Source organism: Mesorhizobium sp. LMG 17147 (assembly GCF_024297145.1).
GTDB lineage: Bacteria > Pseudomonadota > Alphaproteobacteria > Rhizobiales > Rhizobiaceae > Mesorhizobium.
In genome coordinates this window covers 132,777-157,749 of sequence record NZ_JANCTC010000005.1, presented here as the reverse complement: position 1 = coordinate 157,749, position 24,973 = coordinate 132,777, and the positions used below count along the sequence as shown (strand labels likewise).

The following is a 24,973-nucleotide window of genomic DNA, read 5'->3' as shown; positions in this document are numbered from 1 at the left end:
AGCCGGTTTTGATTAAATCTCGTTAATGTTCCGGGCGGGAAGGCCAATAAAACCGGATCTCTGGCACTTCACGGAGCATTACGTCTGGTTACGGTCTTGTCGTTTACGCCAAGAACCATCATATTTCGGCGCAGGCATGCTGGAGCCCCGCCAGCGGCGCCTGGGTTCAAATGGACCTGACACCGGACGGGGCAGAAGCAATATGAGGATTTCCATGGCTGATCCCGTTCGCAATTATCAGACGCGCGCCGTGCCCGGCGCCGGCGTCGATGCTGCCATCGACCAGGGCCTGCGGGCCTACATGATCAAGGTCTACAATCTGATGGGGCTTGGCCTCCTCATCACCGGCCTTGCCGCGGTCGGCACAATCATGCTGGCCACGACCAGCGATCCCGCCTCGGCGGTCGCGACGTTGCCAAGCGGCGAGATGCTGACCTCGTTCGGCTACGCGATCTTCGGCTCGCCGCTAAAATGGCTCGTGATCTTTGCCCCGCTGGCAGCGGTGATGTTCCTGTCGTTCCGCGTCCAGTCGATGAGCGTTTCGGCCGCGCAGACGACGTTCTGGGTCTATGCCGGCCTCGTCGGCCTGTCGCTGTCGTCGATCTTCCTGGTCTACACCACCGCCAGCATCTCGCAGACCTTCTTCGCCACCGCCGCCGCCTTTGGCGGGCTGTCCCTCTACGGCTACACGACCAAGCGCGATCTCTCGGCATTCGGGTCGTTCCTGGTCATGGGCCTGGTCGGCCTGATCATCGCGATGGTGATCAACATCTTCCTGCAGTCGTCGGCGCTTTCCTTCGCCGTTTCGGCGATCGGGGTGCTGATCTTCGCAGGCCTCACCGCCTACGACACGCAGAACATCAAGGAGATGTATTTCGAGGGCGACGAGACTGATGTTGCCGGCCGCAAGGCGATCATGGGCGCATTGAGGCTCTATCTCGATTTCATCAACCTGTTCATGTTCCTGCTGCAGTTCATGGGCGACCGTCGCTAAATACGGTTTCCTGGACCAGCGAGTTTGGAAAGGGCGGCCCAATGGCCGCCCTTTTCTTTTGTGCTGGCTTTTGCTGTGATATAGGGCAGATGAACGACGTGCCTAAATTATGAGCAGCATCACCTTGCGGGCCGCGACGTCGGCCGATCTCGACCGGATCACGGAAATCTATGCCGACGCGGTGACGAATGGCACTGCCAGCTATGAACTCGAGCCACCAAGCCGCACCGAGATGGGCGCGCGCTTCGACAACCTGATAGCGGGCGGCTTTCCGTATCTGGTTGCGGAAAAGGCCGGCAGCGTGCTCGGCTATGCCTATGCCGGGGCGTTCCGGCCGCGCCCGGCCTACCGCTTCGTCGTTGAGGATTCCGTCTATGTCGCGCCCGAGGCCAAAGGGCAAGGCGTCGGGCTGCTCTTGATGCAAGGGCTGATCGAAGCGGCCAAGGCGGCAGGTTTTCGCCAGATCATCGCGGTGATCGGCGACGGCCGGCCCGATAGCGCCTCGGTACGGTTGCACCAGAAGCTCGGCTTTCGTCATTCCGGCCGCCTGGAGGGCTCAGGGTATAAGCACGGACGCTGGCTCGACACGGTGTTCATGCAGTTGCCGATCAATGGCGGGGCGTCGATCCCGCCTGATCCGCAGTCGCTGCCCGAGCGGAAGTTCCGCGAACAAAAATAAGAGGTTACGCTTCGACCAGCTTCAGCGTTCGGTCGAACACGCCAAGCACCCGGCCGAGCTCCTGGCCGCGCTTGAGGATGCGCCCGCCGGCGGCGATGACGGCGAACGCGCCTTGCCGGCGCGCCAGCTTCGGATCCTTGACGATCTGGAAAAGCGGCACTTCGCTGGTGCGGCGGAAGACAGAAAAAACGGCGCGGTCGGCGAGATGGTCGATGGCATAGTCGCGCCACTCATTGGCGGCAACCATACGGCCGTAGAGCCTGAGGATCTGGTCCAGTTCGCGCCGGTCGAACTGCACCGGCTGGTCGAGGCGTTCGCGTCTTGCCTCATGCAGCGGGATCAGTATTGCGGATGCGTCCCCATCCTCCATCCCGCTGCTGCGATCAGTCATGCCTGGATCCTCGCAATGAATCGTACGCCGACCAAAGTTGGCGCTTTCGTTGCCGAATTGCAAGGCCCGGCCGGGCAAGGGCAGCGCCGTGCGGTTTCTCCAGCGTCCAGTCACGTTTGCGAAACGCCTGTTGGAATTGGTGATGCTTCGCCACAATCCTGCCTTTTTTTATCCGTGCTCATGCCCCAATGTCCGACGAATTTACCGGTGTTGCCTGAGACGGTTCGGTCCGGCACCGGCTCGTAAACCCCAAGCCCCCCGCCCACGGGTCTGCGTCGGATCGAACCAACCTCGGTTTTTCCTTGGAAAGATCGGGTGCGACGATCCCAAAACCTAAATGACCGGCGTCAGAAGCAAGCTGACGCCGGTTTTTTATTGGCCGGAGCCGCGGCGGTGCGATCCCTCCAGATAGGCTGTCGTCGGAGGCTTGAGCGCGGTTATCCTTTCTCCCACAGGGAAGAAGGGGGAGCGCTCTATTTAAGGCTTGCGGATAAAGGCTGCACCCAGGATCGGACCGGGCATGCCGTCCTTGCCAACTGACTGCAGCAGCACGGCACAGCCGCCCTTCTTGGCGATCTCGCTCATCGGCAGTTCGTAGCGCTGCGCCTTGCCGTGCCACATGCCGGCGGTCTGGATGCTGGAGACGGCGTTCCAGTAGGTCATGCTGCGGCCGCTGTTTTCGCCCTTGCCGATCTTTATCGTCTGCGGCGGGTTGAAATAGACGATGACGACATGCGCGTCGGCGGGGCCGGTCACGGCGTCGCCGGCATCGATCATGACGCGATCGCTGGTCCGGCTGACTTTGATGCCGACGCGCATGCCTTCGCCGACCCTCTCCATGCGGGCCAGCGCGCCGTCGACTTCCTTGCGGCTGGCGCCGTTGACATGGCTGCGGCCGTTTATGACGGCTTGCGGGGTGTAGACGGAACGGCTGCCGAACGCGCGCATATACTCGTATTGCCGCTCGGTATTTTCCTTGCGGCTCAGCGTGTCCTGCCAGCCGAGGTAATCCCAATAATCGACGTGATAGGCGAGCGCGACGATGTTCTCCTTGGCGGCGAGCTCGGCGAAGAATTCGTCGGCCGGCGGACAGGAGTTGCATCCCTGGCTGGTGAAGAGCTCGACGACGCCTAATGGTTTGTCGGTTGGCTCGGCAAGGGCCCCGCCGGCAAACGCCGAGAGGGCCAGCGCAAGGGCCGCAAGCCGCAATGGTCTTCGAGATGGCATGGCCGTTCCGATCCCGCCGGTGACGCCGGCTTTGTTCTGGTTGTCGAAATATGTGGCAGAAGCGGCAGTCAACGGGAAGTCACGTTGCGGTGAAATTTTGCCGTTGCAACCGCCGGCAAGGGCGCAATAGGTGGACTTGCACTACACCATGGAAGCGATTCGGGCGGCAATCAGCATGTGGCAATCTCTCCTGGCGCCGGTCGACCTGTACTGCGAGCGGACCGGGCCGGAACTGTGGGCCGAACCGCTCAATGCGCTGAGCAATCTGGCTTTTTTTGCCGCCGGGCTGTGGGGTGTCTGGCAGGTGCGCAGGCGCGGCACCGGCATCTTCGCCGAAGTGCTGGCCTGGTGGGTGGTGGCGATTGGCGTCGGCTCGTCGCTGTTCCACACCTTTGCCAACCGTGGCACGGTCTGGGCCGACGTGCTGCCGATCGCCGGGTTCACGCTGGCCTACACGCTGTTCAACCTGCGGCGTTTTCTCGGCATGAAATGGGGCAAGGCGATCACCATCTTCGTCGCCTTCTATGCCGTCGCCGGGCTGGTGACCTTTGCCGTGCCGGACTGGCTGCGCGAGGCGTCGAACGGCACGACCGGCTATCTGCCGCCCTTCCTGGCGCTCGCCTTCTTCGGCGCCTTGGTGGCGGCGAGCGGCAACCGTGCCGGCTGGTACAATCTGGCGGGCTCGGCGATCTTCGTCGTGTCGGTCATCTGCCGGATGATCGATCCGCTGGTCTGCGGCAGCTTCCCGCTCGGCACGCACTTCCTGTGGCACATCCTCAACGGGCTGATGCTCGGTGTGCTGCTGGCGGCGACAGCACGGTTTGGAAAGCCGGGAATAGGGGAATAGGGGAAGCGTTCCCTACTCCCTGACTGCCCTACTCCTCTCTCTATGCTGCCAGATCGCGCAGCACGTATTGCAGGATGCCGCCATTCTTGAAGTAGTCGAGCTCGTCCAGCGTATCGATGCGGCAGATGATCGGAACCTCTTTGACGCTGCCGTCGCCGTAGGTGATTCTGGCGATCATCTTCTGCCGCGGCTTGATGTTGCCCAGTCCGTCGATCTCAACCAGTTCGTCGCCCTTGAGGTTGAGCGAGGCCCATGAGGTGCCTTCCTCGAAGACGAAGGGGATGACGCCCATACCGACAAGATTGGAGCGGTGGATGCGCTCGAAGGACTGGGCGATGACAGCGCGGACGCCCAGCAAATTGGTGCCCTTGGCCGCCCAGTCGCGCGACGAGCCGTTGCCATATTCGACGCCGGCGAAGATGACCAGCGGCACGCCTTCCTTCTTGTAGCGCATGGCGGCGTCGTAGATCGATTCCTCTTCTTTCGACGGGTAATGGATGGTGTAGCCGCCCTCGCGGCCATTCTCGCCCAGCATGTGGTTGCGAATGCGGATGTTGGCGAAGGTGCCGCGCATCATTACCTCATGATTGCCGCGGCGCGTGCCGTACTGGTTGAAATCGGCGACGCCGACGCCGTGGTCGGTGAGGTACTTGCCGGCCGGGGAGGCCGCCTTGATCGAACCGGCGGGCGAAATGTGGTCGGTGGTGATCTTGTCGCCGAACAGCCCGAGCACACGCGCGCCCTTGATATCGCCGATCTTGCCGAAGCCTGACGTCATGCCGGCGAAATAGGGCGGGTTCTGCACATAGGTGGAATTGTCGTCCCAGGCATAGGTCTGGCCTTCCGGCGCCTTGACGTTCTGCCAGTACTCGTCGCCCTTGAAGACGTCGGCATATTTGCGGGCGAACAATTCGCGCGTGACGTTCTTCTCGATGAATTCCTGGATCTCGACCGAACTCGGCCAGATATCCCTGAGATAGACCGGATTGCCGTTGCGATCCTCGCCGAGCGGCTCGGTGGTCAGATCCTTGGTCACGGTCCCAGCCAGCGCGTGGGCGACGACCAGTGGCGGCGAGGCGAGATAGTTCGCCTGCACGTCGGGCGAGACGCGGCCTTCGAAATTGCGGTTGCCGGACAAGACTGCCGCGGCAATCAAGCCCTTATCATTGATGGTCTTGGAGATCGGCGCCGGCAGCGGGCCGGAATTGCCGATGCAGGTGGTGCAGCCGAAGCCGACCAGGTTGAAGCCGATCTGGTCGAGTTCCTTCTGCAGGCCGGATTTCTCGAGATATTCGGCCACGACCTGGCTGCCCGGCGCCAATGAGGTCTTGACCCACGGCTTCTGCTTGAGGCCGAGCCGGTTGGCGTTGCGCGCCAACAGCCCGGCGCCGATCAGCACGCTCGGGTTCGAGGTGTTGGTGCAGGAGGTGATGGCGGCGATGACGACATCGCCATGGCCAAGATCGTAGTCCGTCCCCTCGACAGCATAGCGCTTGTCGATTTCGGCGGCCTTCTTGTATTCGGTCTCCATGGCCTTGGCGAAGCCAGCCGGAATGTCTTCAAGTGCGACCCGGCCTTCCGGCCGCTTGGGGCCGGCCATCGACGGGACGACGCTGCCGAGATCGAGCTCCAGCAGGTCGGTGAAGACCGGATCGGCCGAGCCGGCATCGCGCCACAAGCCTTGCGCCTTCGAATAAGCCTCGACCAGGGCGATGCGGCCTTCGTCGCGACCGGACATGGTCAGGTACCGGAGGGTTTCGCTGTCGACCGGGAAGAAGCCGCAGGTGGCACCATATTCCGGCGCCATGTTGCCGATGGTGGCGCGATCGGCCAGCGTCATGTTGGACAGGCCCGGACCGAAAAATTCGACGAACTTGCCGACGACGCCCTTCTTGCGCAGCATCTGGGTGACGGTGAGCACCAGGTCGGTGGCGGTGACGCCTTCCCTCAACCTGCCGGTGAGGCGAAAGCCGATGACTTCCGGCAGCAGCATGGAAACCGGCTGGCCGAGCATCGCGGCCTCCGCCTCGATGCCGCCGACGCCCCAGCCGAGCACGCCAAGGCCGTTGATCATCGTGGTGTGCGAATCGGTGCCGACGCAGGTGTCGGGATAGGCGGTGGTCTCGCCGTCTTCGCTGTTGGTCCACACCACCTGGCCGAGGTACTCGAGATTGACCTGATGGCAGATGCCGGTGCCGGGCGGCACCACGCGGAAATTGCGGAACGCCTGCTGGCCCCATTTCAGGAATTTGTAGCGTTCCTCGTTGCGCTCATATTCAAGCTCGACATTGCGGGCGAAAGCCAGCGGCGTGCCGAATTCGTCGACGATGACCGAATGGTCGATGACCAGATCGACCGGCACCAGCGGATTGATCTTTTGCGGGTCGCCGCCGAGCGAGGCCATGGCGTCGCGCATGGCGGCAAGGTCGACCACAGCCGGAACGCCGGTGAAATCCTGCATCAGCACGCGGGCCGGGCGATAGGCGATCTCGACGCCGGCAGTGCCCCGGTCGGTCAGCCAGCCGGCGACCGCCTGGATGCTCTCCTTGGTAACGGAACGGCCGTCCTCGTTGCGCAGCAGGTTCTCCAGCAGCACCTTCATCGAATAAGGCAATTGGGCAATGCCTGTGAGGCCGTTCTTTTCGGCCTCGACAAGGTCATAGTAGATGTACTCGGTGCCGCTGGCGGTCAGCGTGCGGCGGCAATTGAAGCTGTCGAGTGATTTGGACACGTGCGATCCCTAACTGTCGGTTGCCGGGAGGGAACGGACGCCAGTGGGCATGCAAATCACGCGCAAAGGTGCGGGTACGGCCATTTCCGCTGTCCGTTCCCAAGCGTCCGGGCCGTTCAAGGCGGCACGCGCGCTGGTTCGGCGCAAATTCGGTTCCCGCGCCGACCGCTGGCACGGATGATGCGGATATAGAGAATTTTCTGGAATAGTTCTAGACACGGAATCGCCATTTTTGCTGCGGCGCACCGAAGCCGCATTTGTACTTTTCGGCGAAGGGGAACGGATGCGGCTGATCGCCGAAAATCTGGGCGGCGAACGCGGCGGCGAGTCGGTATTTTCCGCCATCGAATTCGCGCTGGGGGATGGCCAGGCGCTGGTCGTCACCGGGGCGAACGGCGCCGGCAAATCGACGCTGCTCAGGATCATCGCCGGTCTGTTGCCGGTGGCGGCAGGCCGTGTGCGGTTCGAAGGTGGTGGCGAAGACTTTCCGTCGGCCGCCTCGGCCTGTCACTATCTCGGCCACCTCAACGCGATGAAGACGGCGCTGAGCGTTAAGGAGAATCTGTGCTTTTGGCGCGATTTTTCCGGCGCGGGTTCTGCGGGTGTTGAAGACGCGCTGGAAACCGTCGGCCTGGGCGGCATCGGCCATCTGCCGTTCGGCTATCTCTCGACCGGGCAGCGGCGGCGCGCGGCGATCGCAAAACTGCTGGTCAGCTATCGGCCATTGTGGCTGCTTGATGAGCCGACCGCAGGACTGGACAAGGCTTCGGAGGAGAGATTCGGCGGGCTGATGACGCAGCATCTGGAAGAGGGAGGCATCATCGTCGCGGCGACGCATCTGCCGTTAGGGATCGATAGGGCGAAGGCATTGAGGATGGGGGAAAGTGGGTGATGTCGGCGTTCCTTCCCACCCCCCTCTGTCCTGCCGGACATCTCCCCCGCAAGGGGGGAGATCGGCAGCTTCGTCGCTGCGCCCATCTTTCAGCGGTCCAGAGCGGTTGTGATTACCAATCTCCCCCCTTGCGGGGGAGATGTCCGGCAGGACAGAGGGGGGTGCCTGGGCGAAAGCATCTCACATCATGCTAGCCCTCTTCCTGCGCGACATCCGCCTGAGCATCCGCGCCGGCGGCGGGGCGCTGACTGGAGTGATTTTCTTTCTCGCCGTCATCGCGACCATCCCCTTCGGCGTCGGTCCCGACCTGAGGCTGCTGGCCCGCATCGGCCCGGCGATCCTGTGGATTGCCGCCTTGCTTGCCTGCCTGCTCGGCCTCGACCGGCTGTTCCAGGCTGATCGGGAAGACGGCTCTCTCGATCTTCTGGTGCTTGGCAACGACCGGCAAATGCTGGCCTTGACCGTGCTGACGAAATGCCTTGCGCATTGGGCGGGAAGCGTGCTGCCGCTGGTGGTCGCCGCTCCCCTGCTCGGCCTGTTCATGAACATGGAGCCGGCCGGCATCGGCGCCACGGCGCTGACGCTGCTGGTCGGCACGCCGGCGATTACTTTCATCGGTGCCGCCGGTGCTGCGGTGGCGGTAGCGTTGCCGCGCGGCGGGCTGCTGATCTCGGTGCTGGTGCTGCCGCTGACCATTCCCGTGCTGATCTTCGGCGTATCGGCAAGCTATGGCGCGGTAGCGGACCCCGATCCGTTCCTGCAGCCCTTCCTCATTCTTGCCGCGCTGACCCTGTTCCTTGCCGTGCTCGGGCCGGTGGCGGCGGCGCTGGCGCTGCGGCACGGAACGGATTGATGTGTTGGCTTCAGCTCATCCCTGCGGCGCGGCGAACAATTGCGGAGCCGATGGCGCGGCGTTAAGAGAAGACATGTCGGAACAAGGCGAGACGGACGGTTTGGAAAGCGCCGCGGAGCGAAAAGCATGAGCGTACACGCGCTTTATGTCGCCGCCGCCTATGCGATCACGGCCGTGGTGCTGGGCGGGCTGATCGGCTGGATCCTGCTGGACCAGCGCGGCCGCAAGCGAGAACTCGCCGAGCTGGAAGCATCCGGCGTGCGCCGGCGCTCCGATAGGGCAGTCAAGTCATGAGCACGGAAACGGAAACACCGGCGCGCCGCCGCCTGATCGTGCTGCTGCCGCTGCTGGTCTTTCTCGGGCTGGCGGGATTGTTCCTGGCGCAGCTCTTGTCCGGGCGCGACGTGTCGGAAGTGCCGTCGGCGCTGATCGGCCTGCCGGCGCCGCAGACCAACCTGCCGGCGCTCGAGGGCACCAATTTGCCGGGCCTCGATTCAAAACAGTTCGCCGGCAAGGTGACGCTGGTCAACGTCTTCGCGTCGTGGTGCGCGCCGTGCCGCGAAGAGCACCCGGTGCTGCTGGCGCTGTCGCAGGACAGACGCTTCGTCATGGCAGCGTTGAACTACAAGGACCAGCCGGAAAACGCCCGTCGGTTCCTTGGCGATCTCGGCAATCCGTTCCAGGCGATCGGCGTCGACCAGGCCGGCCGCACGGCGATCGACTGGGGTGTCTACGGCGTGCCGGAGACCTTCGTCATCGGCAAGGATGGCAAGATCGCCTACAAGCATGTCGGGCCGCTGACGCCGGACTCGGCGCAGACGCTGCTGCTGCCGGAGATCGAGAAGGCGCTGGCCGTGCCGGGCTGATTGCCCGCCGTTTGTGATAGGTCGACCGAAGACTCAGCCGTAGATCTGCTTGTGGACCTGGTAGAGCATTTCTGAGCGGTCGGCGCGCATGTCGGCGAGGTCGCGGCTGGTGAAGCTGTCGATTTCGGCGACGAGGCGGTTGTAATGCCGGCGCTTGGCGATGCTGGCGCGAGCGCGGCTCATGAGGCTGTCGATGATCATAGCGAGTCTCCTTTTGCGCCGCATTTGCGGCCAGTTGTTCCTCCCTTGATCGATACGAAGCATGACATAGTTATGGTGCGTTGCAAAAATAAGATGTTGCAATGCACCATTGCGCTGGGCGCATAACCGGTTAACCGGATGTGACCTGCCGTCCGGGCCAGCATTCGCTTCCACAATGCTTCTGACGCATCATCGATCTTGCCATATCGATCGCAGGCTGGCTTGATCGCGCCTCGCCAAGCGACTGCTACCGGGAGGAACCATGGCCAGCGAATTCTACGAAGTTCTCGATCCGCGCTTTTCGCGGCTGTTCAACGGCAATGCACAGGTCGACAGGCTGTTTACCGGCTGCCGATGGGCGGAAGGACCGGCCTGGTTTGCAGCCGGGCGTTATGTGGTCTGGTCCGACATCCCGAACAATCGCATGCTGCGTTACGACGAGACCGACGGCAGTGTCAGCGTGTTCCGTCAGCCGTCGGGCAATTCCAACGGCAACACCGTCGACCGGCAAGGCCGGCTGGTTACTTGCGAGCATTCCGGCCGCCGCGTCAGCCGCACCGAGCATGACGGCTCGGTCATCACCATCACCGACAAATGGCGCGGCAAGCGGCTGAACTCGCCCAATGACGCGGTGGTCAAGTCCGATGGCTCGATCTGGTTCACCGATCCGAGCTACGGCATCGATACCGATTACGAGGGCGACAAGGCCGAAAGCGAGATCGGCGCCTGCCATGTCTATCGGGTCGATCCCGGCACCGGCGAGACCGAGGCGGTGATCACCGACATGGTCAGACCCAACGGACTCGCCTTCTCGCTCGACGAGCGCCAACTCTATGTCGCCGACACCGGCCGCACGCATGGTGCGCAAAACCCGGCGCACATCCGGGTGTTCAATGTCGGCCAGGACGGCAAGACGGTCTCAGGCGGAAAGGTCTTTGCCGACTGCACCGCCGGCCTGTTCGACGGCTTCAGGCTGGATGCGGACGGCCGCATCTGGACCAGCGCCGCCGACGGCATCCACTGCTACGATCCAGACGGGACGCTGATCGGCAAGGTCAAGGTACCGGAAGTCGTTGCCAATTGCGTGTTCGGCGGCAACAAGCTGAACTGCCTCTATATCGCCGGCACGACCTCGCTCTACATGGTCCGGCTCATGGTCAACGGCGCCAAAACCTACTGAGCGGACGCCAGGCATATCCAAGGGAGGGACCCATGCCATTCGTGAACATCCGCCTGGTCAAGGAGGTGATTGCCGATGACCCGGCCGGCAAAAAGGCCGCGATCGCCGCCCAGGTGACAGCGGCCATAACGGGCGTCACCGGCCTGACCAACAACGATGTCTGGGTGGTCTTCGAGGAGGTCGCTGCACGCGACTGGTTCGTCGGCGAAACCGACGTCGAGACGCGGAGAGGCAAGGGTTGAGCGCCGCTCAGCCAGCGCGGATGAACTCGGCGAAATCCGAAACGGCGCCGCGCATCGCCAGCCGGTTTTCCGGCTCCGCCAGGATTTTCTCCACCTCCGGCGGCCTCTTGCCGAGCAGTGCGATTTCGAGCGCTGCTTCCTCATAGAGCGCAAAAGACATTGTCCGCATGACCTCGACCAGTGCGGCGCGGGCAAACAGCGAGCGCGGCGAGGCATGCACCAGCATGGCTGGCTTGCCGACGGCGGCATCGCGCGACACCAGCCAGTCGAGCGCGTTCTTCAGGCCGCCTGGCACGCCGTGTGCGTATTCCGGGCAGGAGACGATGACGCCGTCAGCGGCGGTGACCGCATCGATCAGCGCCGCTGCTTGCGGCGGCGTCCGCTCGCCTTCGTCGTCGGGGTTGAAGATCGGCAGCCGACCAAGCCCGTCATAGACGGAGACGTGACAGTCCGGCGGCGCGTTTTGCGTGAGGGCCGCGACCAGGGCCGAATTGGTCGAGGCGGCGCGCAGGCTGCCGGAAATGGCGAGAATGTTCAGCAAAGGGAGCGGCTCGGCGATTCGTTGCCGGGCACGCTACCACATGGTCTGCTTGTAATCCTCGTCAAGCCAGCGGTCGGTGGCCTCCGCCGTTTCGGCAAGCGCCAGCTGGTCGCGCAGGATCTGGCCGAGCGTCGGCAGCGTCGCGCGGTCGTACCAGGTTTCGGGCTTCCACAGTTCGGAGCGCATGAAGGCCTTGGCGCAATGCATGTAGGCGGCCTTGACCGTCACCACGACGACGCTTTGCGGTGCCTTGCAGTCGACCGCCAGCCGCTCGCGCAATGCCGCATCGACGGTGATGCGGGCATCGCCGTTGACACGCAGCGTCTCGTTCATGCCGGGAATGAGGAAGAGCAGCCCGACCGAGGGATTGAGAAGGATGTTCTCCAGCGTGTCGAGCCGGTTGTTGCCCGGCCGGTCGGGGATGGCGATGGTCTTCTCGTCGAGCACCGCCACAAAACCCGGCCTGTCGCCCTTGGGCGTCACATCGGCATTGCCGGCGCCGTCGGCCGAGCCGATCAGCACGAACGGGCTCTTGCCGATGAAGGAACGGCAATGGCCGTCCAATGTCTTCAATTCCTTGCGGATCGAGCCGTCGGTCGGCCGAGGCGTCTTGTAGATCGTCCTCAGCTCGTCGCGCGTGATGATAAATTCCATCCTCGTCCCCTCCTATTCTGACGCAATTCCCAGGGGAAACCGCTGCACAGACCTTTTCCTGGAATTGCTACTTGCTGGCCTTTCCCGCTTTCTCGGTCTTGTCCTCGAGCGAATGGCGGAGGATCAGCGGCATCTGGCTGAAGGTGAACAGAAGCGTGATCGGCATGATGCCCCAGACCTTGAAGGTAACCCATGTATCGGTGGAAAAATTCCGCCAGACCACTTCGTTGACAAGGGCTAGGAACAGGAAGAACAGGCCCCAGCGGAAGGTGAGCTTGCGCCAACCCTCGGCGTCGAGATTGAAGGCCGATTCGAAGACATAGCCGAGCAGCGATTTGCCGAAGAACAGGCCGCCGAGCAACACGCCGCCGAACAGCGTGTTGACGATGGTCGGCTTCATCTTGATGAAGATATCGTCCTGCAGATAGAGCGTCAGCGCGCCGAAGATGAAGACGACGACGCCCGACACCATCGGCATGATCGGCAAGGTACGGGTCAGCAGCCAGGAAGCGATCAGCGCGATCGCGGTCGCGGCCATGAACAGGCCGGTCGCGACGAAGATCGGTCCGCCGAACTCGCCCAGCGCCGGGAATTTCTGCACCAGCCATGCGCCGCGCGCATTGGCGAAGAAGAATACCATCAGCGGGCCAAGCTCCAGCACCAGCTTGAGCAACGGATTGACGGCTTCCTTCTTCTGCTTTTGCGGGTCGGATGGGTCGCGTTCGAGAATGGGTGGGCTCATAAGGTCCTTCTTACGCATGATTCAATCCAAAAAGCCTGCACCTTATTGGGATCATGCTCGTCAAGCCACGCCAGCGATCGCCCTGGCGAATTCGCTTGCGGAAAAGGGTTCGAGGTCGTCGACCTGTTCGCCGACGCCGATGAAATAGACCGGCAATTTATGCTTTGCCGCGATCGCCACCAGAATACCGCCGCGCGCCGTGCCGTCCAGCTTGGTCATCACCAGGCCGTTGACGCCGGCGACATTGCGGAAGATCTCGACCTGGTTGAGCGCGTTCTGGCCGGTGGTGGCATCGACCGTCTGCAGCACCGTGTGCGGCGCTTCCGGATCGAGCTTGCCCAGCACGCGGACGATCTTTTCCAGTTCCGCCATCAGCTCGGTCTTGTTCTGCAGCCGCCCGGCGGTGTCGATGATCAGCACGTCGGAGCCGGCCTCCTTCGCCCGCTCGAATGCGTCATAGGCGAGGCCAGCGGCGTCGGCGCCGAGCTTCGAGGCAATGACTGGCGAGTTGGTGCGCTCGCCCCAGATCTTCAGTTGCTCGATGGCGGCTGCGCGGAAAGTATCGCCGGCGGCGAGCATCACCGAGAGGCCGCCATCGGTGAGCTTTGCGGCGAGCTTGCCGATAGTCGTTGTTTTCCCGGTGCCGTTGACGCCGACCACCAGGATAACATGCGGCTTATGACTGAGGTCGAGTTCCAGCGGCATGGCGACATGGGACAGCACCTTCTCCACCTCGGCCGCCATGATGGCGCGGACTTCGGTGTCGGAGACGTCCTTGCCGTAGCGGCTGGCGGAGAGTGCATCGGTTACGCGCAAAGCCGTCTCCATGCCGAGATCGGCGCGGATCAGCACATCCTCCAGGTCCTGCAGCGTGTCCTCGTCGAGTTTCCGCTTGGTGAAGACGCCGGCGATGTTGCCCGACAACTCCCGGGAGGAGCGCGCAAGCCCGTCTCGCATGCGCTGGAACCAGGAGCGCCTCGGCGCCGGTTCGGGCGCCTTCTGCGGCTCGGCTTTCTGCTCGACCTTCTTGGTTACGGTGACTTTGCCGGGGGCGGGCTTTGGCTCCGGCGATGGTTGCGGGACGGGCTCCGGCTCGGGCGCGATCTCGGCGAGCGGCGGCTTCGTCTCGACGGGCGCTGGCTGGCGGATCGGCGGCGGGATTTCGGCCGGCGGCGGCGCTTCGGGTGCTGGTGGCGTGATTTCGGCAGTGGGTGCCGCGTCTTGCGCAGGTTGGCGCTGCCCCTCACCCTCACCCGTTCCGGGGCGCGCCGCTTGTCTCACCCGTCCTTCGGACCCCCGTAAGGGACGGGGAGAGGGGGGCGTCAGCGCCGGAGCTTTTTCTTTGCCGCTTTCAAAACGAGGCTCGGCGTGACGATCAGCACCCTTCTCCCCGTCACTATACGGGGAGAAGGTGCCTGCAGGCGGATGAGGGGCAGCGCCACGTTCGGATGGCGGAGGCTCAGTCTGGACGATTTCTGGCTGCGTCGGCTCTGGCTCAGGAATTTCCTTCGGCTCTGGCTCCGGGGCTGGCTCGGGAACGACGGGAGCGGCGTCTGACGCCGCCTGTTCGGCAGGCGCCTCTGGCTCCTCGACCGGAGCGGCTTCTGGCTGGACGTCCGGCTCGGGCGGAAGGGTCGGCGCAGGCTCGGGCTCGGCCCCTTCAACAGGCGCCGGCTGCGGCGCGGGTGCTTCCGCCTCGACCGGCGGTACGGCTTCGGTCTCGGGGCGAGGCTCTTCGCGTTTCAAAAACTCCGGAACGGTCTGCTCGACGGCCGGCTTCAGCGCCTCCAGTTCGTCCCATTTGATCGGCGGCAGCGGTGCGGTCTCGTCGGGCCGCTCCTCGACCACTTCCTTCTTGCCGAACGAAAATATCTTCTTGAAAAAACCAGCCATGTCTTGCGCTCTCAGACGCCGCGGGCGGCAAGCGGCGCGGCGATCAGTCTGATACCGTCATGGCCGGCGATATCAGCCTCGACGATGTCGCCCGGCGCGCCCGCCGACAACACTGCCAGCGTAAACCCCTCGGTGCGGCCAAGGCCGTCACGCTCGACCAGGATCGACTGGCGTGTGCCGGCGAGCGATGCCAGATGGCGGCGATAGGCGGCCTCGCCGGCCGCGCGCAGGCGTGCCGCGCGTTGCTTGACGACGTCGCGGCGCAGCTGCGGCATGCGCGCGGCGGGCGTGCCTTCGCGCGGCGAAAACGGGAAGACATGAAGATGCGTCAGGCCGCATTCCTCGACGATCTCCAGCGAGTTTTCGAACATGGCGTCCGTCTCGGTCGGGAAGCCGGCGATGATGTCTGCGCCGAAAACGATACCGGGGCGCAGTTTGCGCATATCCTCGCAAAAGCGGATCGACTGGTCGCGGCTGTGCCGGCGCTTCATCCGCTTCAGGATCATGTCGTCACCCGATTGCAGCGACAGATGCAGATGCGGCATCAGCCTGGGCTCGGTGGCGATGGCGTCCAGCAGATCGTCGTCAGCCTCGATCGAATCGATGGAGGAAAGCCGCAGGCGTTTCACGTCCGGCACCTGCTTCAGGATGGTCTTGACCAATTTGCCGAGCTTCGGCGCGCCCGGCAGATCGGCGCCGAAACTGGTCATGTCGACGCCGGTCAGCACGATCTCGGCATAACCATTGCCGACGAGTCGCTTGACCTGCTCGACCACGGCGCCCATCGGCACCGAGCGCGAATTGCCGCGACCGTAGGGAATGATGCAGAAGGTGCAGCGGTGGTCGCAGCCGTTCTGCACCTGGACGAAAGCGCGTGCCCGGCCCTCGATGGCGTCGACCATGTGGGCGGCCGTCTCGCGTACCGAAAAAATATCGTTGACGCGCGCCTTTTCGGTGTCGTTGACGCCGAAATCCGGCAGCGCGCGATAGGAATGCGCCTTCAGCTTTTCCTCATTGCCGAGGACGAGGTCGACCTCGTGCATGGCGACGAAATCCTGTGGGCCGGTCTGCGCGGCGCAGCCGGTGACGATGATGCGGGCGGCCGGGTTCTCACGGCGGGCTTTTCTGATCGACTGCTTGGCTTGGCGTACAGCCTCGCCGGTGACGGCGCAGGTGTTGAAGATGATGGCGCCGCCTTCGAGGCCGCCGAGGCCCGCACTTTCGGCTTCACGCCGCATCACCTCGGATTCATAGGTGTTCAGCCGGCAACCGAAGGTGACGACCTCGATGCCCTTGTTGCCAAGAGAAGGCATCAGGCGGCGCTTTCGGTGTCGCGCGCCCACGCCCCGGTCGCCGGATCGAAGCTGCCGGAAAATTCCCATTCGGCGGCACCGGTGAGGATGACGTGGTCGTCGTCGCGCCACAGAACATGCAGCGAGCCGCCGCCGGGCGTTATCAGTGTGACGCTGCGGCCGGTGCGCCGGGTGCGGGCCGCGGCGACCACGGCGGCGCAAGCGGCCGAGCCGCAGGCCTTAGTCAGGCCGGCGCCGCGCTCCCAGGTGCGGATGATCATGGTCTCCGGCGAAGTCACCTGCGCGATGGTGATGTTGGCGCGCTCGGGGAAGATCGGGTGGTTTTCGAGCAGCGGGCCGAAGCGCTCGAGCTCGTAGGACCAGACGTCGCGGTCGACCCAGAAGATAGCGTGCGGATTGCCCATCGAGACGACCGACGGCGAATGCAGCACCGGGGCATCGATCGGACCGATCTGCAGCTCGATCATGCGGGTGTCGCGGAATTCCTCGGCCAGCGGGATGTCCTGCCAGCCAAAGCGCGGCCTGCCCATGTCGACCGAGATCATTCCGTCGGCATGTTCCTCGGCGTTTAGGATGCCGGCGACTGTTTCAAAGGCAAATGTCTTCTGGCCGGTCTCGGCGGCGAGCGCCTGGACGACACAGCGCATGCCGTTGCCGCAAGCTTGCGCGCTGGTCCCGTCGGAATTCAAGATATCGATGAAAAAGGCGGTGCCCGGCGTCCTGGCGTCGTGGATCGCCATGATCTGGTCGAACCGGGTCGACGTGTCGGCATTGAGCGCGACGGCTGCCGCAGACGTCACGCGATCGGCACGGCCACGCATATCGGCAACGATGATTTCGTTGCCGATGCCGTTCATCTTGGCGAAAGGGGCCGCGCTTGCCATCGATCGAAAGGTCTCTTGCCGGTTTGGCGCCTATATGGCGGATAGCGGCAGAAATTACCAGCGCGGCGTGATTTTCACGTCACCGCGAAGACGCCAAGCACGATCAGCAGGAAGATGATCAGCACGATGCCGATGAGGATGCGCGCGCCGGTGGCGGCGGCTCCGGCCAGTGCCGGCATGCCGAGCAGGCTCGCCGCGGCCGCGATAATCAAAAGAATGATAATCCACCTGATCATAAGAGGCACCTCGCAACCGACAGGTTTGAACAACCTACAAACGTCTATGTGATGCCTCAGGTTCCGCCGCGCTAAACCTCCGGTACGTCCCACACTTCGCCCGGCCGCAAGGCGCGAAAACGTTGCCGCGGCAGGCCGGCAGCATCGAGCGCTTCGCCGAGCTTTCTGGGCGGCTCCTCGATCGGCTCGTTGGTGAGCCGGAACGTGCCCCAGTGACAGCCGGCGGCATAGGCGGCGTTGCACAAAAGCATGCCTTGCACCGCCTCTTCCGGATCCTGGTGATGAGGCGCCATGAACCAGCGCGGCTCGTAGGCGCCGATCGGCAGGATGGCGAGGCGGAAGCCGCCGTGCTTTTGCGCCATCAGCCGGTAATTGATGCCGCCGTGGAAGCCGGTGTCACCGGCGAAAAAGATCTTTGCGTCGGGCGTCTCGACGACGAAACCCGCCCACAGCGCCATGCGCCGGTCGCGAGCACCGCGGGCCGACCAGTGATGCACCGGCTCGACATGGACGGCGACGCCATCGCCGATATCGACCCGGTCGCCCCAGTCATGCGCGGAAAGCCGCATACCGGGCACGGCGGCGCCGATGATTGTGTCGTTGCCGAGCGGCGTCAGCAGCAGCGGGTCGTGTTTTGCCTTCAGGCGCTTCAGCGTGGCGAGGTCGAGATGGTCGTAATGGTTGTGGCTGACCAGCACGAGGTCGATCGGCGGCAAATGCGAAAAGGCGATGCCGGGCGGATTGACGCGTTTCGGCCCGGCGAAGGAGAGCGGCGAGACACGCCGCGACCAGACCGGATCGGTCAGGATGTTCAGGCCTGCTGTCTGGACGAGCAGCGAGGAATGACCGACCATAGTGAGGCGCAGCGCAGAACCATCGATGCGCTCGAACGGTCTTGCCGGCGGAAACGGGCTCGGATCCGCCGTCGGCCATTTCGAGCGCTCGCGGCTCAGTTGCCACTTCAACAGATCGGCAAAGCGACCCGGCGGCCGTCCGCCGGGATTGAAGAACAAGGTGCCGTCGAAATGATCGCTGGGCGGCCCGCTGTAATAGCGGTTGGCGGCTCTCTTTCTCGCGACCAAGAAATCGGCTCCCTGCAGTTTGCTGATCGCCAAGAGATAATGCCGGAGCCGGCCCGCACAAGCATTTGAGGTGAACGCCAAGGAAACGCGAAAGATTTGACGCCAGCGCGCCGCATCGCATCAACCGGAGGTGCCGGCCAAAGGCCAAGGCGCGACGCAATTCAGGCAATGTGCATTTTGCGACAAATTTGCAACATTAGCGGCGCAAACCGTATTTTAACCATATCGGGTTGAAATTTCGCCACCTTCTCCATCTTGGTGAGGGGGACATTGCGCGGACGGCTTCCCCAGCTCGATCCGACGGAGGTTGAAGAATGAAATTTTCGAAAACCGGCCTGCTGGCCGTATCGCTGGCCGCGCTCGTTGCGAGCGGCTGTTCGACCTCGCGGTTCTCATCGATGGACGAGCAGCAGCCGGCGCCGCTGGAAGCTGCGCCCGCCGGCAAGGTGACTGCAAACCAGTTGCCGCCACCGGCGACACCCGGCGCGGCCGACCCGTCGAAATTTCCGACTGCGCCGCAGAACACGCAGGTCGCCTCGCTGCCGCCCGACGGGACGGCGCCGGCCGGTGCGGCCGACCTGACCGCCTCAAGCGTCGCTGGCGTGTGGAAAGCAAGCGTGTCCGGCCAGAGCTGTCAGGTGGCGACGCCGCAGACCAAATTCGGGTCGGGCTACCGCGCCGGACCGCTGCATTGCCCGGCGCCGCTCGACGGCATCAAATCCTGGAACGTCGCCGGCAAGCAACTGACGCTCTATGACGAGAATGGCGGCACGCTGGCACGGCTTTATTCCTCGGGCGGCGAGAAATTCGACGGCCAGACTTCCAACGGGCTGCCGATCTCGCTTACAAGGTAAGAGAACGGCCCCCATTGTTACGCAATTCCGGGCAGAAAACCGCTACACCCTTTTCCTGGAATTGCTCTCTTTTGTTTTTTACGCAATTCCGGACAGAAAACCGCAACACACTTTTCTTGGAATTGCTCCGGAACGACGTGACCGATGCATCTGCGTGACGGCCTCCAGACCCATGCGACCGTCAAGCAGCGCTATGACCATCTGGTCGAGACGGGCGCCATCGGGCGCGATCCGGCGCAGGAGCGGATCGCCGCTGCGCTCGACCGGCTGATCGACGAGATATCGGCAAAGCGGCTGGCGCATAAATCAAGCGCGCTGGGGTGGTTGTTCGCCCGCAAGCGCGAGGGGCGCGAGGCGGTCAAGGGCCTCTATATCCATGGCGGCGTCGGCCGCGGCAAGACCATGCTGATGGACATGTTCTTCGAGCTGCTGCCGGTGCGGCGCAAGCGCCGCGTGCATTTCAACGATTTCATGGCCGACGTGCAGGACCGCATCCAGAAGCACCGGCAGGCGCGTAAAGAGGGTACGGTCAAGGAGGACGACCCGATCCCGCCGGTGGCGCGCGCGCTTGCCGAGGAAGCCTGGGTGCTGTGCTTCGACGAGTTTTCGGTCACCGACATCGCCGATGCGATGATCCTGTCCAGGTTGTTTTCGGCGTTGTTTGCCAATGGCGTGGTGCTGGTCGCCACCTCCAATGTCGCGCCGCAGGATCTCTACCGCGACGGCCTGAACCGTCAGTTGTTTTTGCCGTTTGTCGCTATCCTGGAGCGCCACGCGCACGTGCTGGCGCTGGACGCCGACAAGGATTACCGCCTAGACAAGCTCAGCCGCATGCCGGTCTACATCACCCCGGCCGATGCCGCCGCCGACCATACGCTCGACGAGCTGTGGGCGGTGATGACGCATGGCAGGCCGACGGCCGAGACGATGCTGACGGTTAAGGGCCGACACGTCGTGGTACCGCGTACTGCCGGCGAGGCGGCGCGGTTTTCGTTTGCCGATCTCTGCGAGAGGCCGCTCGGGGCCCGCGACTATCTTGCCATTGCCCGTCGTTTCTCGACCATCGTCATCGACCGGGTGCCGGTGCTCGGCGAAGGCAAGCGCAACGAAGCCAAGCGCTTCATCCTGCTGGTCGATACGCTCTACGATCATCATGTACGGCTGGTGATGAGCGCCGCGGCACCGCCGGCGCAGCTCTATACGGCCAAGCGCGGCAACGAAGTCTTCGAGTTCGAGCGCACCGCATCGCGGCTGATCGAGATGCAGAGCCACGACTGGCTGGAGAACTGGGCGGAGAGGCAGAGGGCGCAGGGATCATCGACCGAGGCACGGCAGGCTCAGGCGTGAGGGATAGTACAGAAGAGGCCCCTGCCGCCGGCGCCTATAACCGATAAACATACATGACGAACCCCTCCGCCGGCCCACGCGGCTCTTTTCGCGACTCGTAAAGTGCGCGAGCAGCAACATTGTCCGGCTCGGTGCCGACCCACGCCTCCTCACAGCCATGCTCGCAACCGAGTGCGAACATGGCGTCGAGCATCCTCGTCGCAATGCCCTGGCGTTGAAAGGCCGGCGCCACGCCGACCTCGTCTATATAGAGTTCGCTCACCTTGTCAGGGTGGCGGTGGATGACGGCTGCGCATTGGCCAACGACGATGCCGTCGGCGAGCGCCACGACCATGAAATGACCGGGCTCCGCAAGATAGGCGGAGAGCCGATCCGGCCTGACCGGCTCGTCGAAGACTTCGTCGGCAACCCGCATCACAAGGGCGTCATCGCCAGGAAACAGCCTTCTGATTTCCAGTGCCATTGTGTAGAATTCCTCTAGTCGGCTTCAGAATTTGACGTTTACGTAAGTCCCATTGTTTCTAACCGATTGAAATTATTCACTGCAAAATAATCGTTTGAATTTTTGTGCGGCCGGGGCTATTGCGTGCGGCGAATTTCGCGGTTCCGCAGCATTCCGGCCTCTTCCTCCGACGCCGTCATCAAATCGTCAAGGATTTGGGCGCCGTCATAGTCAAAGGGAAAACATCCTGACATGGCACGCAACAAGATAGCGCTCATCGGCTCGGGCATGATCGGCGGCACCCTCGCCCACATGGTCGGCCTCAAGGATCTCGGCGACGTCGTGCTGTTCGATATCGCCGAAGGCATCCCGCAAGGCAAGGGGCTGGACATCGCGCAGTCGTCGCCGGTTGATGGGTTCGACTCCAGGCTGACCGGCGTCAACGACTATGCCGGCATCGAGGGCGCCGACGTCTGCATCGTCACCGCCGGCGTGCCGCGCAAGCCCGGCATGAGCCGCGACGATCTTCTGGGCATCAATCTGAAGGTGATGGAGCAGGTCGGCGCCGGCCTCAAGAAATACGCGCCGAAAGCCTTCGTCATCTGCATCACCAACCCGCTCGACGCCATGGTCTGGGCGCTGCAGAAGTTTTCCGGCCTGCCCAAGAGCCATGTCGTCGGCATGGCCGGCGTGCTCGACAGTTCGCGCTTCCGTTATTTCCTGGCGGAGGAATTCAAGGTCTCGGTCGAGGACGTCACCGCCTTCGTGCTCGGCGGCCATGGCGATTCCATGGTGCCGATGATCCGCTATTCGACGGTTGCCGGCATCCCGCTGCCCGACCTCATCAAGATGGGCTGGACCTCGAAGGAGCGGCTCGACCAGATCGTGCAGCGCACCCGCGACGGCGGCGCCGAGATCGTCGGCCTGCTCAAGACCGGCTCTGCCTTTTATGCGCCGGCCGCCTCGGCCATCGCCATGGCCGAAGCCTATCTCAAGGACAAGAAGCGGGTGCTGCCCTGTGCGGCGTACCTCTCCGGCCAATATGGCGTCAAGAACACCTATGTCGGCGTTCCCGTGGTGATCGGCGCCGGCGGCGTCGAGCGGATCATCGAGATCGAGCTCACAAGGAACGAGCAGAAGATGTTCGACAATTCGGTCGCGGCGGTGCAGGGCCTGTGCGACGCCTGCGTCAAGATCGCTCCACATCTCGCGGCCAAGTAAGCCGGTAACCAAGCCCGCCAAGCAAGCTGGAGACATAGCGCATGAACATCCATGAATATCAGGGCAAGGCGCTGCTGAAAGGCTTTGGCGCACCCGTGGCCGAGGGCGTGCCGGTGTTCAAGGCGAGCGAGGCGGAAGCTGCCGCCAAGGCGCTGCCCGGCCCACTCTATGTGGTCAAGAGCCAGATCCATGCCGGCGGCCGCGGCAAAGGCAAGTTCAAGGAGCTCGGGCCCGATGCCAAGGGCGGCGTCAGGCTGGCGAAGTCGGTGGCCGAGGTCGTCGCCAACGCCAAGGAGATGCTCGGCCACACGCTGGTCACCAAGCAGACCGGCCCGTCCGGCAAGCAGGTCAACCGGCTCTATATCGAGGACGGCGCCGACATCGAGCGCGAACTCTATCTGTCGATCCTGGTCGACCGCTCGGTCGGGCGCGTCGCCTTCGTCGTCTCGACCGAGGGCGGCATGGACATCGAGGCGGTCGCCCACGACACGCCGGAAAAGATCATTACCGTCGCCATCGACCCGGAAAAGGGCGTGACGGCCGACGATGTGAAGAAGCTCAACGCCGCACTGAGGCTCGACGGCGACGCCGCCAAGGACGGCTCCACGCTGTTTCCGATCCTCTACAAGGCGTTTGTCGAAAAGGACATGAGCCTGCTCGAGGTCAACCCGTTGATCGTCATGAAGAACGGCCGGCTGCGCGTGCTCGACGCAAAAGTGTCGTTCGACAACAATGCGCTGTTCCGTCACCCGGACGTGCTCGAATTGCGCGACACCACCGAAGAGGACGAGAAGGAGATCGAGGCGTCGAAATACGACCTCGCCTATGTCGCGCTCGACGGCAATATCGGCTGCATGGTCAACGGCGCCGGCCTTGCCATGGCGACGATGGACATCATCAAGCTCTACGGCGCCGAGCCCGCCAACTTCCTCGATGTCGGCGGCGGCGCGTCGAAAGAAAAGGTGACGGCGGCGTTCAAGATCATCACCAAGGATCCGGCGGTCAAAGGCATCCTGATCAACATCTTCGGCGGCATCATGAAGTGCGACATCATCGCCGAGGGCGTCATCGCCGCGGTCAAGGAGGTCGGCCTGCAAGTGCCGCTGGTGGTGCGGCTGGAAGGCACCAATGCCGAGCTCGGCAAGAAGATCATCAACGACAGCGGACTGAACGTGGTGTCGGCGGATGACCTCGATGACGCAGCCAAGAAGATTGTCGCGGCGGTGAAGGGCTGAGTCTGTGCCTCCGCATAAGATAAACCTCGTCGAAGCGGCCGATGCGAAGATCAAGAAGGTGTTCGATCCGCACATTGCCGGCGACGTGAATGACAGCCAGGTCAAGATCGCCAAGTTCGGCGATGTCTTCGACTGGCACGCCCACGACAATGAGGACGAGGCGTTCCTCGTGCTGCGCGGCCGCATCGCCATCGATTTCCGCGACGGCACGGTGGAACTTGGCAGCGGCGAGTTCATCGTCGTGCCGCGCGCCGTCGAGCACCGGCCGCGCTCGCTGAGCGAGGAACCTGTCGTGCTGATGTTCGAGCCGGCGACGACGCTCAACACCGGCAACGCCAAAAGCGACCTCACCGTCGCCGACCTGAAGCGGTTGTGACCATGAGCGCGCGGCCTTCCCCGATCAACGGTTTTTAAAAAGGACCACCATGTCCATTCTCGTCGACAAGAACACCAAGGTGCTGGTACAGGGCCTGACCGGCAAGACCGGCACGTTCCACACCGAACAGGCGCTCGCCTATCACGGCACAAAGATGGTCGGCGGCATCCACCCCAAGAAGGGCGGCGAGACCTGGACCGGCACCAAGGGCGAGACGCTGCCGATCTTCTCCACCGTTGCCGAAGGCAAGGCGAAGACCGGCGCCAATGCCTCCGTCGTCTACGTGCCGCCGGCGGGTGCTGCCGAAGCGATCCTGGAAGCGATCGAGGCCGAGATCCCGCTGATCGTCTGCATCACCGAGGGCATACCGGTGATGGACATGATCAAGGTCAAGGCAAGGCTCGACCGCTCGACATCGCGGCTGATCGGGCCGAACTGCCCCGGCGTGTTGACCCCCGACGAATGCAAGATCGGCATCATGCCCGGCAACATCTTCCGCAAGGGCTCGGTCGGCGTTGTTTCGCGCTCGGGAACGCTTACCTATGAGGCGGTGTTCCAGACCACCAATGTCGGCCTCGGCCAGACCACCGCCGTCGGCATCGGCGGCGACCCGGTCAAAGGCACGGAGTTCATAGACGTGCTGGAGATGTTCCTCGCCGACGACGAGACCAAGTCGATCATCATGATCGGTGAGATCGGCGGTTCGGCCGAGGAAGACGCCGCGCAGTTCCTCAAGGACGAGGCAAAGCGCGGCCGCAGCAAGCCGATGGCCGGCTTTATCGCCGGGCGCACAGCGCCGGCCGGCCGCACCATGGGTCATGCGGGCGCGGTCATCTCCGGCGGCAAGGGCGGCGCGGAAGACAAGATCGCGGCGATGGAATCGGCCGGCATCAAGGTTTCGCCATCGCCGGCCCGGCTCGGCACGACGCTGGTCGAGGCGATCAAAGGTTAGTGAGTAGCGAGTAGTGAATAGCGAATAGGTAAGAACAGAGTAACGGCGCGAACCAGGGAAAATCCCTACTCGCTATTCGCTACTCTCTATTCGCTCTG

At 63.4% G+C, this 24,973-nt stretch carries 28 protein-coding genes; 15 read left to right on the top strand and 13 right to left on the bottom strand.

Features of this window, described 5'->3' with window-relative positions; translation table 11 throughout:
• The first annotated feature begins 214 nt into the window (after positions 1-214).
• Positions 215-994 (top strand): Bax inhibitor-1/YccA family protein, encoded by a 780-nt coding sequence (locus tag NMG46_RS12115; RefSeq protein WP_254817871.1) that lies wholly within the window; start codon positions 215-217, stop codon positions 992-994.
• Positions 995-1,103: 109 nt separating this feature from the next.
• On the top strand, positions 1,104-1,673 hold the full coding sequence (locus NMG46_RS12110) for a GNAT family N-acetyltransferase (protein ID WP_254817870.1): 570 nt from the start codon (positions 1,104-1,106) through the stop codon (positions 1,671-1,673).
• Positions 1,674-1,677: 4 nt separating this feature from the next.
• On the opposite strand, the gene NMG46_RS12105 is transcribed toward NMG46_RS12110, so the two are convergent.
• Both NMG46_RS12105 and NMG46_RS12100 read right to left on the bottom strand, forming a co-directional pair.
• The gene (locus NMG46_RS12105) at positions 1,678-2,064 is read right to left on the bottom strand and encodes a DUF2794 domain-containing protein (RefSeq protein WP_254817869.1); all 387 of its coding nucleotides are present in this window, start codon (positions 2,062-2,064) and stop codon (positions 1,678-1,680) included.
• 477 nt (positions 2,065-2,541) lie between these two features.
• The gene (locus tag NMG46_RS12100) at positions 2,542-3,291 is read right to left on the bottom strand and encodes a thioredoxin family protein (protein ID WP_254817868.1); all 750 of its coding nucleotides are present in this window, start codon (positions 3,289-3,291) and stop codon (positions 2,542-2,544) included.
• Positions 3,292-3,466: 175 nt separating this feature from the next.
• Here NMG46_RS12100 and NMG46_RS12095 point away from each other — a divergent pair, with 175 nt between their 5' ends.
• Positions 3,467-4,138 (top strand): ceramidase domain-containing protein, encoded by a 672-nt coding sequence (locus tag NMG46_RS12095; protein WP_254817867.1) that lies wholly within the window; start codon positions 3,467-3,469, stop codon positions 4,136-4,138.
• Between the two features lie 40 nt (positions 4,139-4,178).
• Here NMG46_RS12095 and acnA read toward each other — a convergent pair whose 3' ends face one another.
• Positions 4,179-6,869 carry an aconitate hydratase AcnA gene (gene acnA, locus NMG46_RS12090; protein WP_254817866.1) on the bottom strand — a complete coding sequence of 897 codons (2,691 nt, stop codon included), beginning with the start codon at positions 6,867-6,869 and terminating at the stop codon, positions 4,179-4,181.
• A 283-nt stretch (positions 6,870-7,152) separates the two neighbouring features.
• Between acnA and ccmA the strand changes: the two genes are divergently transcribed.
• The 4 genes from ccmA (at position 7,153) to NMG46_RS12070 (ending at position 9,480) form a co-directional block, all read left to right on the top strand.
• Positions 7,153-7,761: a heme ABC exporter ATP-binding protein CcmA gene (ccmA, locus tag NMG46_RS12085; protein WP_254817865.1), complete on the top strand. Its 609-nt coding sequence runs from the start codon at positions 7,153-7,155 to the stop codon at positions 7,759-7,761.
• A gap of 187 nt (positions 7,762-7,948) precedes the next feature.
• Positions 7,949-8,614 (top strand): heme exporter protein CcmB, encoded by a 666-nt coding sequence (gene ccmB / locus NMG46_RS12080; RefSeq protein ID WP_254817864.1) that lies wholly within the window; start codon positions 7,949-7,951, stop codon positions 8,612-8,614.
• A gap of 126 nt (positions 8,615-8,740) precedes the next feature.
• A complete protein-coding gene (gene ccmD, locus NMG46_RS12075) occupies positions 8,741-8,908 on the top strand; it encodes a heme exporter protein CcmD (protein WP_254817863.1) in 168 nt (55 codons plus the stop codon).
• A complete protein-coding gene (locus tag NMG46_RS12070; RefSeq protein ID WP_254817862.1) occupies positions 8,905-9,480 on the top strand; it encodes a DsbE family thiol:disulfide interchange protein in 576 nt (191 codons plus the stop codon). The genes ccmD and NMG46_RS12070 overlap by 4 nt, the downstream gene beginning before the upstream one ends.
• 33 nt (positions 9,481-9,513) lie before the next feature.
• On the opposite strand, the gene NMG46_RS12065 is transcribed toward NMG46_RS12070, so the two are convergent.
• The gene (locus NMG46_RS12065) at positions 9,514-9,681 is read right to left on the bottom strand and encodes a hypothetical protein (RefSeq protein ID WP_254817861.1); all 168 of its coding nucleotides are present in this window, start codon (positions 9,679-9,681) and stop codon (positions 9,514-9,516) included.
• 262 nt (positions 9,682-9,943) lie between these two features.
• On the opposite strand from NMG46_RS12065, the gene NMG46_RS12060 reads away from it, so the two are divergent.
• Together NMG46_RS12060 and NMG46_RS12055 are read left to right on the top strand one after the other, a co-directional pair.
• Positions 9,944-10,861, top strand: coding sequence for an SMP-30/gluconolactonase/LRE family protein (locus NMG46_RS12060; RefSeq protein WP_254817860.1), 918 nt, complete (start codon positions 9,944-9,946; stop codon positions 10,859-10,861).
• 32 nt (positions 10,862-10,893) lie between these two features.
• The gene (locus NMG46_RS12055; protein WP_254817859.1) at positions 10,894-11,103 is read left to right on the top strand and encodes a tautomerase family protein; all 210 of its coding nucleotides are present in this window, start codon (positions 10,894-10,896) and stop codon (positions 11,101-11,103) included.
• Between the two features lie 7 nt (positions 11,104-11,110).
• On the opposite strand, the gene NMG46_RS12050 is transcribed toward NMG46_RS12055, so the two are convergent.
• From NMG46_RS12050 to NMG46_RS12015, 8 genes are all read right to left on the bottom strand, one after another.
• Positions 11,111-11,644, bottom strand: coding sequence for an NADPH-dependent FMN reductase (locus tag NMG46_RS12050; RefSeq protein ID WP_254817858.1), 534 nt, complete (start codon positions 11,642-11,644; stop codon positions 11,111-11,113).
• Between the two features lie 33 nt (positions 11,645-11,677).
• Positions 11,678-12,298, bottom strand: a complete 621-nt coding sequence (locus tag NMG46_RS12045; RefSeq protein WP_254817857.1) for a pyridoxamine 5'-phosphate oxidase family protein — start codon at positions 12,296-12,298, stop codon at positions 11,678-11,680.
• A 67-nt stretch (positions 12,299-12,365) separates the two neighbouring features.
• Positions 12,366-13,040, bottom strand: a complete 675-nt coding sequence (locus NMG46_RS12040; RefSeq protein ID WP_254818071.1) for a septation protein A — start codon at positions 13,038-13,040, stop codon at positions 12,366-12,368.
• A gap of 60 nt (positions 13,041-13,100) precedes the next feature.
• A complete protein-coding gene (gene ftsY / locus NMG46_RS12035; RefSeq protein ID WP_254817856.1) occupies positions 13,101-14,933 on the bottom strand; it encodes a signal recognition particle-docking protein FtsY in 1,833 nt (610 codons plus the stop codon).
• Between the two features lie 11 nt (positions 14,934-14,944).
• A complete protein-coding gene (gene mtaB / locus NMG46_RS12030; protein WP_254817855.1) occupies positions 14,945-16,246 on the bottom strand; it encodes a tRNA (N(6)-L-threonylcarbamoyladenosine(37)-C(2))-methylthiotransferase MtaB in 1,302 nt (433 codons plus the stop codon).
• Positions 16,246-17,130, bottom strand: a complete 885-nt coding sequence (dapF, locus tag NMG46_RS12025) for a diaminopimelate epimerase (protein WP_254817854.1) — start codon at positions 17,128-17,130, stop codon at positions 16,246-16,248. The genes mtaB and dapF overlap by 1 nt, the downstream gene beginning before the upstream one ends.
• Positions 17,131-17,204: 74 nt before the next feature.
• Positions 17,205-17,366: a DUF1328 family protein gene (locus tag NMG46_RS12020; protein WP_031195454.1), complete on the bottom strand. Its 162-nt coding sequence runs from the start codon at positions 17,364-17,366 to the stop codon at positions 17,205-17,207.
• Positions 17,367-17,437: 71 nt separating this feature from the next.
• Positions 17,438-18,448, bottom strand: a complete 1,011-nt coding sequence (locus NMG46_RS12015; protein WP_254817853.1) for an MBL fold metallo-hydrolase — start codon at positions 18,446-18,448, stop codon at positions 17,438-17,440.
• A 314-nt stretch (positions 18,449-18,762) separates the two neighbouring features.
• Here NMG46_RS12015 and NMG46_RS12010 point away from each other — a divergent pair, with 314 nt between their 5' ends.
• Both NMG46_RS12010 and zapE read left to right on the top strand, forming a co-directional pair.
• On the top strand, positions 18,763-19,302 hold the full coding sequence (locus NMG46_RS12010) for a protease inhibitor Inh/omp19 family protein (RefSeq protein ID WP_254817852.1): 540 nt from the start codon (positions 18,763-18,765) through the stop codon (positions 19,300-19,302).
• A gap of 144 nt (positions 19,303-19,446) precedes the next feature.
• A complete protein-coding gene (gene zapE / locus NMG46_RS12005; protein WP_254817851.1) occupies positions 19,447-20,649 on the top strand; it encodes a cell division protein ZapE in 1,203 nt (400 codons plus the stop codon).
• Between the two features lie 34 nt (positions 20,650-20,683).
• Here zapE and NMG46_RS12000 read toward each other — a convergent pair whose 3' ends face one another.
• Positions 20,684-21,112 (bottom strand): GNAT family N-acetyltransferase, encoded by a 429-nt coding sequence (locus NMG46_RS12000; protein ID WP_254817850.1) that lies wholly within the window; start codon positions 21,110-21,112, stop codon positions 20,684-20,686.
• 231 nt (positions 21,113-21,343) lie between these two features.
• Between NMG46_RS12000 and mdh the strand changes: the two genes are divergently transcribed.
• The 4 genes from mdh to sucD are packed head-to-tail and all read left to right on the top strand — an operon-like array spanning position 21,344 to position 24,875.
• Entirely contained in the window at positions 21,344-22,312 is a 969-nt protein-coding gene (gene mdh / locus NMG46_RS11995) for a malate dehydrogenase (RefSeq protein WP_254817849.1), read from the top strand.
• A gap of 41 nt (positions 22,313-22,353) precedes the next feature.
• Positions 22,354-23,547 carry an ADP-forming succinate--CoA ligase subunit beta gene (gene sucC, locus NMG46_RS11990; RefSeq protein ID WP_254817848.1) on the top strand — a complete coding sequence of 398 codons (1,194 nt, stop codon included), beginning with the start codon at positions 22,354-22,356 and terminating at the stop codon, positions 23,545-23,547.
• 4 nt (positions 23,548-23,551) lie between these two features.
• Positions 23,552-23,923: a cupin domain-containing protein gene (locus tag NMG46_RS11985; RefSeq protein WP_254817847.1), complete on the top strand. Its 372-nt coding sequence runs from the start codon at positions 23,552-23,554 to the stop codon at positions 23,921-23,923.
• Positions 23,924-23,972: 49 nt separating this feature from the next.
• A complete protein-coding gene (gene sucD / locus NMG46_RS11980) occupies positions 23,973-24,875 on the top strand; it encodes a succinate--CoA ligase subunit alpha (RefSeq protein ID WP_254817846.1) in 903 nt (300 codons plus the stop codon).
• Positions 24,876-24,973 lie beyond the last annotated feature (98 nt).

What these genes read in the sequence shown, in the direction of transcription:
- NMG46_RS12115 (WP_254817871.1), top strand. Translation starts at nt 215, where the DNA reads ATGGCTGATCCCGTTCGCAATTATCAGACGCGCGCCGTGCCCGGCGCC.
- NMG46_RS12110 (WP_254817870.1), top strand. Translation starts at nt 1,104, where the DNA reads ATGAGCAGCATCACCTTGCGGGCCGCGACGTCGGCCGATCTCGACCGG.
- NMG46_RS12105 (WP_254817869.1), bottom strand. Translation starts at nt 2,064, where the DNA reads ATGACTGATCGCAGCAGCGGGATGGAGGATGGGGACGCATCCGCAATA.
- NMG46_RS12100 (WP_254817868.1), bottom strand. Translation starts at nt 3,291, where the DNA reads ATGCCATCTCGAAGACCATTGCGGCTTGCGGCCCTTGCGCTGGCCCTC.
- NMG46_RS12095 (WP_254817867.1), top strand. Translation starts at nt 3,467, where the DNA reads ATGTGGCAATCTCTCCTGGCGCCGGTCGACCTGTACTGCGAGCGGACC.
- ccmA (WP_254817865.1), top strand. Translation starts at nt 7,153, where the DNA reads ATGCGGCTGATCGCCGAAAATCTGGGCGGCGAACGCGGCGGCGAGTCG.
- ccmB (WP_254817864.1), top strand. Translation starts at nt 7,949, where the DNA reads ATGCTAGCCCTCTTCCTGCGCGACATCCGCCTGAGCATCCGCGCCGGC.
- ccmD (WP_254817863.1), top strand. Translation starts at nt 8,741, where the DNA reads ATGAGCGTACACGCGCTTTATGTCGCCGCCGCCTATGCGATCACGGCC.
- NMG46_RS12070 (WP_254817862.1), top strand. Translation starts at nt 8,905, where the DNA reads ATGAGCACGGAAACGGAAACACCGGCGCGCCGCCGCCTGATCGTGCTG.
- NMG46_RS12065 (WP_254817861.1), bottom strand. Translation starts at nt 9,681, where the DNA reads ATGATCATCGACAGCCTCATGAGCCGCGCTCGCGCCAGCATCGCCAAG.
- NMG46_RS12060 (WP_254817860.1), top strand. Translation starts at nt 9,944, where the DNA reads ATGGCCAGCGAATTCTACGAAGTTCTCGATCCGCGCTTTTCGCGGCTG.
- NMG46_RS12055 (WP_254817859.1), top strand. Translation starts at nt 10,894, where the DNA reads ATGCCATTCGTGAACATCCGCCTGGTCAAGGAGGTGATTGCCGATGAC.
- NMG46_RS12045 (WP_254817857.1), bottom strand. Translation starts at nt 12,298, where the DNA reads ATGGAATTTATCATCACGCGCGACGAGCTGAGGACGATCTACAAGACG.
- NMG46_RS12040 (WP_254818071.1), bottom strand. Translation starts at nt 13,040, where the DNA reads ATGAGCCCACCCATTCTCGAACGCGACCCATCCGACCCGCAAAAGCAG.
- ftsY (WP_254817856.1), bottom strand. Translation starts at nt 14,933, where the DNA reads ATGGCTGGTTTTTTCAAGAAGATATTTTCGTTCGGCAAGAAGGAAGTG.
- mtaB (WP_254817855.1), bottom strand. Translation starts at nt 16,246, where the DNA reads ATGCCTTCTCTTGGCAACAAGGGCATCGAGGTCGTCACCTTCGGTTGC.
- dapF (WP_254817854.1), bottom strand. Translation starts at nt 17,130, where the DNA reads ATGGCAAGCGCGGCCCCTTTCGCCAAGATGAACGGCATCGGCAACGAA.
- NMG46_RS12020 (WP_031195454.1), bottom strand. Translation starts at nt 17,366, where the DNA reads ATGATCAGGTGGATTATCATTCTTTTGATTATCGCGGCCGCGGCGAGC.
- NMG46_RS12010 (WP_254817852.1), top strand. Translation starts at nt 18,763, where the DNA reads ATGAAATTTTCGAAAACCGGCCTGCTGGCCGTATCGCTGGCCGCGCTC.
- zapE (WP_254817851.1), top strand. Translation starts at nt 19,447, where the DNA reads ATGCATCTGCGTGACGGCCTCCAGACCCATGCGACCGTCAAGCAGCGC.
- NMG46_RS12000 (WP_254817850.1), bottom strand. Translation starts at nt 21,112, where the DNA reads ATGGCACTGGAAATCAGAAGGCTGTTTCCTGGCGATGACGCCCTTGTG.
- mdh (WP_254817849.1), top strand. Translation starts at nt 21,344, where the DNA reads ATGGCACGCAACAAGATAGCGCTCATCGGCTCGGGCATGATCGGCGGC.
- sucC (WP_254817848.1), top strand. Translation starts at nt 22,354, where the DNA reads ATGAACATCCATGAATATCAGGGCAAGGCGCTGCTGAAAGGCTTTGGC.
- sucD (WP_254817846.1), top strand. Translation starts at nt 23,973, where the DNA reads ATGTCCATTCTCGTCGACAAGAACACCAAGGTGCTGGTACAGGGCCTG.